The organism is Micromonospora sp. RHAY321 (assembly GCF_023896955.1).
Classification (GTDB): domain Bacteria; phylum Actinomycetota; class Actinomycetes; order Mycobacteriales; family Micromonosporaceae; genus Micromonospora.
Genome location: NZ_JAMHIW010000031.1, coordinates 20,582 through 27,141 on the forward strand (window position 1 = coordinate 20,582; position 6,560 = coordinate 27,141).

General features: G+C 73.5%; 5 protein-coding genes. 2 read left to right on the forward strand and 3 right to left on the reverse strand.

Going from position 1 to position 6,560, the window contains the following annotated elements; translation table 11 throughout:
* Nucleotides 1-38: 38 nt before the first annotated feature.
* Nucleotides 39-1,439: a HAMP domain-containing sensor histidine kinase gene (locus M8C17_RS31235; RefSeq protein WP_252420314.1), complete on the reverse strand. Its 1,401-nt coding sequence runs from the start codon at nucleotides 1,437-1,439 to the stop codon at nucleotides 39-41.
* A 29-nt stretch (nucleotides 1,440-1,468) separates the two neighbouring features.
* The gene (locus M8C17_RS31240; protein ID WP_252420316.1) at nucleotides 1,469-2,158 is read right to left on the reverse strand and encodes a response regulator transcription factor; all 690 of its coding nucleotides are present in this window, start codon (nucleotides 2,156-2,158) and stop codon (nucleotides 1,469-1,471) included.
* Between the two features lie 73 nt (nucleotides 2,159-2,231).
* On the opposite strand from M8C17_RS31240, the gene M8C17_RS31245 reads away from it, so the two are divergent.
* Nucleotides 2,232-3,152 carry an ADP-ribosylglycohydrolase family protein gene (locus M8C17_RS31245; RefSeq protein ID WP_252420317.1) on the forward strand — a complete coding sequence of 307 codons (921 nt, stop codon included), beginning with the start codon at nucleotides 2,232-2,234 and terminating at the stop codon, nucleotides 3,150-3,152.
* A gap of 257 nt (nucleotides 3,153-3,409) precedes the next feature.
* Here the strand turns inward: M8C17_RS31245 and M8C17_RS31250 are convergent, their stop codons facing one another.
* On the reverse strand, nucleotides 3,410-4,366 hold the full coding sequence (locus M8C17_RS31250) for a DUF1775 domain-containing protein (RefSeq protein ID WP_252420318.1): 957 nt from the start codon (nucleotides 4,364-4,366) through the stop codon (nucleotides 3,410-3,412).
* A gap of 220 nt (nucleotides 4,367-4,586) precedes the next feature.
* Here M8C17_RS31250 and thrS point away from each other — a divergent pair.
* The coding region (gene thrS, locus M8C17_RS31255) for a threonine--tRNA ligase (RefSeq protein ID WP_252420319.1) at nucleotides 4,587-6,560 on the forward strand (1,974 nt) is incomplete at its 3' end.

Consider the following 6,560-nt stretch of genomic DNA (forward strand, 5'->3'; position numbering starts at 1 on the left):
TCTAAGGAAGACTTGCGCCGGCGCACAGCCGGGTCCGGTCAGCCGTCGGTGGGGCGCTGGCGGGGCCAGCGACGACCGGTCTTCTGGTCCCGGGCGTCCCGAGCCATCCGGCCGACCAGACCGAACCTGCTGACCTGCCGGGGCGTGGCCTCCGGGTCGGCCAGCAGCATGACCACGCTGGCTCCGCCCAGCCGGGCACGGTCGATGCTCACCGATCCGTTGGCCTGCAACGCCACCCGCTTGGCGATGTCCAGGCCCAGCCCTGTCGAGCCCTGGTCGCTGGCACCCCGGCGCAGCGCCCGGTCCGGGTTGGCGATGCCGGGGCCGGCGTCGTCGATCCGGATCGCCACGTAGCCGTCCCGGCGGGACACGGCCACCTCGAACGCCGTGCCCTGCGGGGTGTAGCGGAAGACGTTGCCGATCACCGCGTCCAGCGCGGCGGCCAGCTCGGCACGCGGCACCGGCGCCGGGATGCGCAACTGCGCGCCGTTCACCCGGTGCGGCCGGTTCTGGTCGCCGGCCAGCGCCGCCCAGAACACCATCCGGTCCCGGACCACCTCGCTGACGTCACACATCGCCGGCCCGGCCTCGTGCGCCACCGCCTTGCGGGTGGTCTTGATCAACACGTCGATCTCACCCTCCAGGGTGACGATCGCCTGGCGGATCCGCCGGATGCCGCGCCGCCGGTCCAGCTCCGCCTCCGAGAACGAACCCACGCTGGTGTCGTCGGACTCCAAGGCCTCCGCGTCCAGCCGCAGCACGGTCAGCGGGGTGCGCAGCCGGTGCGACAGGTCGGCCACCAGTTCCCGCTCGTCGGTGCGGGCCGCGTCCAGCCGGTCGGCCATCCGGTTGAAGGCGTACCCGGCCTCAGCCAGCTCGCGCGGGCCGGTCGGCTCCACGCGTACCCCCAGGTCGCCGTCGCCGATCGAGAGCGCGGCCTTGACCAGACCGCGGGTCGAGTCCACCGCGCGGGCGGCGACCCGGTCGACGACGACCACGGCCGCACCGACCATCGCCGCGCCCACCGCGAGCAGCAGCAGCCAGGTGCCGCCGGAGCCCTCGCCCAGCGCCGAGTCGGGCACGAACACCTCGACGACGGCGGTCCGGTCACCGAGGACCACCGGGTCCAGTCGGATCAGCCCGCCGTCGACGTCCACGTCCAGGGAGCGCCGCTCGGCACGCGCCCGGTCGAGGTCGTCGTCGGCGGCGCGGCCGGCGGACTCGTCCAACCCCAGCCCGTGCACCACCGGTCGGCTGGCAGCACCCTCGCCGCTGGCCACCACGGCCCGCTCGACCACCGCCGCGTCGGTGCTCACCGCCAGCGCCCCGGTCACGAGTGCGCTGCGCCGGGCCGCGTCGGCGATCGCCTCGTCCCGATTCTGCTCGCCCAGGCTCAGCCCGAGCGGGATCAGGAAGGCGAGCGCGACGAGGCTGCACATGCCGGCCGTGAGCAGGGCCAGCGCCGTCCTCAGTCCGGCGCCACCAGCCGGAATCCGACCCCCCGCACGGTGCGCAGGTAGCGCGGCTTCGCCGCGGACTCGCCCATCTTTCGGCGGAGCCAGTACAGGTGAACGTCGATGGTCTGATCCTCGCCGACCGATGGCTGCCGCCATACCTCCTCCAAGAGTTCCCGGCGGGACACTACCCGCCCGGGTCGTGCGGCGAGATAGGCCAGCAGGTCGAATTCCTTGCGGGTCAGCGCCAGCGGCTCCCCGTCGAGCAGGGCGCTGCGCTCGCCGACGTCCACCCGCAGGCCGCCCACGGTGTGCACGGCGGGCTGCACGGTCCGGCTGGCCCGCCCGGCCCGGCGCAGCACGGTCATGATCCGGGCGTCGAGGTGGGCGCCGGTGAAGGGCTTGACCATGTAGTCGTCGGCGCCGGCGCGCAGCAGCTTGACCACCGACTGCTCGTCGTCCCGGGCGGTGGCGATGATGATCGGGACGTCGGTGATGCCGCGCAGCATCCGCAGTGCGTCCGAGCCGTCCAGGTCGGGCAGGCCGAGGTCCAGCACCACGAGGTCGGGTGTCTCCGCCGCGACCCGGCGCAGAGCGTCCAGCGCGGTGCCGACGGCGTGCACCGCGTGCCCCCGGTCGGCCAGGGACCGCAGCATCGCGCCGCGTACGACGTGATCGTCTTCGACCAGGAGCACGGAGGCCACCCCAAGACCGTACTGGGCCTGGCAAGTTGATCGCGTTGCGACGTACCTGGCGAGCGGGCAAGCTGGTACGACGATGTCCTTCACCCTGTTCGCCGACGCCCGCCTGGCCCTCGCCCGGGACAGCCTCGCCGGCCTGTCGACCGGCGACGCGCTCGGCGAACAGCACTTCCTGCTGGGGCCACAGCCGGCGGATCTCGCCGCGGGCACCCTGCCGCCGGAGCCCTGGGAGTGGACCGACGACACCGAGATGGCCTGCTCGGTCCTCGCCCAGCTGGCCGAGTCCGGCGGCATCGACCGGGACCGGCTGGCGCTGGCGTTCGCCGAGCGCTGCGACCCGCGCCGGGGCTACGGCCCGGGCGCGATGATGATCCTGCGCCTGATCCGCACCGGCACCCCGTGGCCGGTGGCCGCCGCGTCCGCCTTCGACGGCCAGGGCTCCTGCGGCAACGGCGCGGCGATGCGGGTCGGCCCGTTGGGCGCGTACTTCGCCGACTCGACCGCCCGCGCCGCCGCGCAGGCCCGCGCCTCGGCCGAGGTGACCCACGCACACCCGGAGGGGATCGCCGGTGCGGTCGCGGTGGCGGTCGCCGCCGCGCTGGCCGCCCGGGCCCGCCTCGACGGGCACCGGCCGGCCCCGGAACGGCTGCTCGCCGGGATCGCCGCCGCTGTCGACCCGGGCACCGAGGTGCACCGGAGTGTGCAGCGGGCGGCGGGGCTGCTCGGTCGACCGCTGCCCCGGGTGGTGGCGGCGCTCGGCAACGGGTCCCGGGTGACCGCCCAGGACACCGTCGGGTTCACGCTCTGGGTCGCCGCCACCCACCTGGACGACTACCCGGCGGCGATCCAGGTCTGCGTGCAGGCCGGCGGGGACATGGACACCACGGCCGCCATCGCCGGCGCGGTGGTGGCGGCGCACACGGGCGTCGGCTCGCCCGGCGGGGTGCCCGAGCCGTGGCTGGCCGCCCGCGAGCCGCTACCCGCCTGGGTGGCCTGAGCGTCCCCTGTTCCGCCCCCGGGTGCTCTGGCCAACCTGGCGCTCTGCACGCCGGGCGCTTCCGACGTCGCCGCGTCGAACCGACGGCCCGACGAAGGCCCTCCGGCCGTCGTCGGGCCCCTGCTGCTGCCCTTTGCTCTGCTTCAATCCGCGCAACGGTTCGGGGCTTTGGCTGTCGCCTCCGTTGAAGCAGAGCAAAGGGCGTGCGTGGACCTGGCCGCGCTGCGGAGCGAGTCTGCCGGCGGTGCGTGCCGGGCTCAGCCGGCGCGGATCGGAGTGCCCACCGCCGTCGGCTCCGCGTCGGCCGGTGTCGGCACGTCCGGCACTGAATCTGCCCGCACGTCGGTCACCGAATCGGTCGGCACCGAATCGGTCGGCACCTGACCGGTCGGGGCCCACTCGTCGTCCGCTTCGCCGGTCACCTCGGCCAGCGCCGCGCCCTCGGCAGGGTCGCGCCGCCGCCACCGGCTGACCAGCCAGCCGATCGCCGCGCCGCCGCCGAGCCCGGCCAACAGCCCGGCGGCCAGCATCGCGTCGGCGCTGCCGGACTCCTCGGCGGGGCCGTCCGCGCGGTCCGCCGGCGCGCCGGCGTCGCCAGCGGCACCGGGGTCGGTCGCCGCGCCGGCCGCCGGGGCGCCGCCGTGCCCACCGTGCCCGGCCGGGCCGGCCGCGCCCGCCGTCGCCGGCAGCAGGGTGAGCACCGGGGCCCGGTGCGGCCCGTTGGCGTCCGCCCAGCGGACGACCGTGCCGTCGGCGTACGTCTGGATCACCTCGAAGGTGAGCCGCTCGGCCTGCGGCAGCGGACCCATGGACAGCGCCAGCCGGGCCGGCCCGGGTTCGCTCTCGCCGACCCGGATCCAGGTCACCGCGGTGGTCACCGTGCTCACCCCGCTCGAGTGGATTCCGGTGACCGGCTGGTCCAGGGTGCGGGAGCTGATCCGGGGAGCCCAGCCCGTCACCGACATCGGGTAGACCTCGGCCACCGGCGCGTCGGCCGGCAACCGCACCTCGATCTGGCGGGTCCTCGTGCCGGCCCGCTCCTCCGGCACGGTGAACTCCAGCCGCACCGCGTCGCCCTGCCGGGCCTGCGTCGGGGTGGTCGTCACGTCCGCCGCGTGCGCCGTGCCGGGCCATCCGAGCAGCAGTCCGGCGGCGGTCAGCGCGGTCACCGCCGCGATCTGCCGCCGGCGGCCACCGCCGTGCGTGCTCGCCATCTCGTGCCCCCATCCGTGTCGACGCGACCGGCACCGGTTTCCGGCCACACCTCCTAGTTCGGCTGCGGGCGTCGAAAGGTTCAACGCCGGCTGCCCCCCGCGCGCCTTTCCTCCGCCGCAGCCGTTAGGAAGGTGCCCTTCCCTGGGCTGGGTGGGTGGACCGATAGCATCGGCAGGAGCCGAGGATCGGCCCCGTTTCGTACCGCATGGAGGAGTCACCGTGTCCGCACCCCGTACCCCCGCCGTGGCCGACCCCGTCGTCGTCGCCGCCGGGACCACGGCGGCCGACGCGGTGGCCGCGGCCGGACTGCCCGCGAACGGCCCGAAGGCGATCGTCGTGGTCCGCGACCCGGAGGGTCAGCTCCGTGACCTGGACTGGGCGCCGGCCGAGGAGACCGTCGTCGAGCCGGTCAGCCTGGATTCGCCCGACGGGCTCAACGTCCTGCGCCACTCCACCGCGCACGTGCTGGCCCAGGCCGTGCAGGACATCTTCCCCGAGGCCAAGCTGGGCATCGGCCCGCCGATCGAGAACGGCTTCTACTACGACTTCGACGTCGACAAGCCGTTCCAGCCCGACGACCTCGGCAAGGTCGAGAAGCGCATGCAGGAGATCGTCAAGTCCGGGCAGCGGTTCCGTCGTCGCCGCTTCGGCAGCCTGGACGAGGCCCGCGCCGAGCTGGCCGACGAGCCGTTCAAGCTGGAGTTGATCGAGGTCAAGGGCGAGGGCCTGGACACCGACGAGGTGATGGAGGTCGGCGGCGGCGAGCTGACGATCTACGACAACCTCGACGCCAAGGAGGACAAGGTCTGCTGGTCGGACCTGTGCCGGGGCCCGCACCTGCCGAACACGCGGCTGATCGGCGCGTTCAAGCTGATGCGCTCGGCCGCGGCGTACTGGCGTGGGTCGGAGAAGAACCCGCAGCTCCAGCGGGTGTACGGCACCGCCTGGCCGACCCGCGACGAGCTGAAGGCGTACCTGAAGCTGTTGGAGGAGGCCGCCCGGCGCGACCACCGCAAGCTCGGCGCGGACCTCGACCTGTTCAGCTTCCCCGACGAGATCGGCTCGGGCCTGGCGGTCTTCCACCCCAAGGGCGGGATCATCCGCCGGGAGATGGAGAACTACTCCCGCCAGCGGCACGAGGCCGCCGGGTACGAGTTCGTCAACACCCCGCACATCACCAAGGCGCAGCTGTTCCAGACCTCCGGTCACCTGCCGTACTACGCCGACACCATGTTCCCGCCCATGCAGCTCGAGGGCGCGGACTACTACCTCAAGGCGATGAACTGCCCGATGCACAACCTGATCTTCAGGTCGCGCGGGCGGTCGTACCGGGAGCTGCCGCTGCGGATGTTCGAGTTCGGCACCGTCTACCGGTACGAGAAGTCCGGCGTGGTACACGGTCTGACCCGGGTACGCGGGCTGACCCAGGACGACTCGCACATCTACTGCACCCGCGAGCAGATGGCCGGCGAGCTGTCCACGCTGCTCAGCTTCGTGCTGGACCTGCTGCGCGACTACGGGTTGGACGACTTCTACCTGGAGCTGTCCACGCGTGACGACTCGCCGAAGTTCATCGGCGCCGACGAGGACTGGGCGGAGGCGACCGAGGCGCTGCGGACCGCTGCCGCGACCTCCGGCCTGGAGCTGGTGCCCGACCCGGGTGGCGCGGCGTTCTACGGGCCGAAGATCTCGGTGCAGGCCCGTGACGCGATCGGCCGCACCTGGCAGATGTCCACCATCCAGGTGGACTTCAACCAGCCGGAGCGGTTCGGGTTGGAGTACCAGGCCGCCGACGGCAGCCGGCAGCGGCCGGTGATGATCCACCGGGCGTTGTTCGGCTCGATCGAGCGGTTCTTCGGGGTGCTCACCGAGCACTACGCGGGGGCGTTCCCGGCCTGGCTGGCCCCGGTGCAGGTGGTCGGCATCCCGATCCGCGAGGACCACACCGACTATCTGCACGGCTTCGTCGCGGCGCTGCGCGCCGAGGGCATCCGTGCGCAGGTGGACGCGGGTGACGACCGGATGCAGAAGAAGATCCGTACCGCCCAGCAGCAGAAGATCCCGTTCATGGTGATCGCCGGCGACGACGACGTGGCCGCCGGCACGGTCTCCTTCCGCTACCGGGACGGCTCGCAGCGCAACGGGGTGCCGATCGCCGAGGCGGTGACCCACATCCTCGACGTGGTCAGCTCG

Excerpts from the sequence above, each read along its gene's own strand:
- M8C17_RS31245 (WP_252420317.1), top strand. The coding sequence starts at position 2,232 with ATGTCCTTCACCCTGTTCGCCGACGCCCGCCTGGCCCTCGCCCGGGAC.
- M8C17_RS31235 (WP_252420314.1), bottom strand. The coding sequence starts at position 1,439 with ATGTGCAGCCTCGTCGCGCTCGCCTTCCTGATCCCGCTCGGGCTGAGC.
- M8C17_RS31250 (WP_252420318.1), bottom strand. The coding sequence starts at position 4,366 with ATGGCGAGCACGCACGGCGGTGGCCGCCGGCGGCAGATCGCGGCGGTG.